Below are 834 nucleotides of genomic sequence, written 5' to 3' on the forward strand. Positions count from 1 at the left end.
GTAATTCTTGAACTTCTGCTTCTACAAGAATGGATACAAAATATTTTCCACTTGGATTACGTCTGATTGTTACATTGAGAATACGACCTTCTACTTCTCGACTCTTTGCAAAACGAATCCATCCAAGTTTAGGCAATTTGATTTTATTGTCATTAATCGCAATATTGCCATTTGTATGCTTTGTCGTGTAAGACTGAACAGGATTTTTCTTGGACTTAAAACGTGGTCTATCGTTTTGCTTCTTAAAGAAACGAGAATAAGCGTCAGCAAGGTTTTTGAGTGAAGATTGAATCGCAATGCTGTCCACCTCTTTTAGCCAAGTTAATTCTTTTTTTAATTGCGTTAACTGAGCAGAACAAGAATTATAAGTTAAACCTTTTCCTGTTTCCTTGTAAGCATTGTCCCATTTTACTAAAAAATGATTAAATACAAATCGGGAACAACCAAAGGTTTTATTAATTAATATTTGCTGTTCTTTGTTCGGATAAAGACGAAACTTATATGCTTTATTAACTATCATGACTTTCACCCCCTTTTGTGTTATTATATACATAGTATATCATAATTGATATTAAATGTATATCATTTTTAAGGGGTGAAAGCATGGAAAAGCAATCAGTTGTATTACGTTTTCCAAAAGCTCTTTTAGAGAAAGTGGACAAATACAAAGAACAAAAAGGGTTTGGTACTCGTACCCAAACTATTTTTCATTTATTACAAGTTGCTCTTGAACAGTCGGACAATCGAAATGGCAAATAGCCATCCCTTGTCCGAAGGCGATTCATCTCCACCCTACTTCGTTGAGGATGGAGTCTTCTCGCCTATAATGATAAA

2 protein-coding genes are annotated in these 834 nt (G+C 34.1%); one reads left to right on the forward strand and one right to left on the reverse strand.

From position 1 onward, the window contains the following. Positions 1 to 520, reverse strand: a 520-nt coding sequence (locus GJS40_RS00035; RefSeq protein ID WP_270895182.1) for an RNA-guided endonuclease TnpB family protein, incomplete at its 3' end; no start/stop codon positions are given. A gap of 83 nt (positions 521 to 603) precedes the next feature. Between GJS40_RS00035 and GJS40_RS00040 the strand changes: the two genes are divergently transcribed. After that, entirely contained in the window at positions 604 to 759 is a 156-nt protein-coding gene (locus GJS40_RS00040; RefSeq protein WP_270895184.1) for a hypothetical protein, read from the forward strand. Positions 760 to 834: the final 75 nt, after the last annotated feature.

Origin of the sequence: Aliibacillus thermotolerans (assembly GCF_027853235.1) — a bacterium.
GTDB lineage: Bacteria > Bacillota > Bacilli > Bacillales > Marinococcaceae > Aliibacillus > Aliibacillus thermotolerans.

Coding starts and splice junctions, on each gene's coding strand:
- GJS40_RS00040 (WP_270895184.1), top strand. CDS start 604: ATGGAAAAGCAATCAGTTGTATTACGTTTTCCAAAAGCTCTTTTAGAG.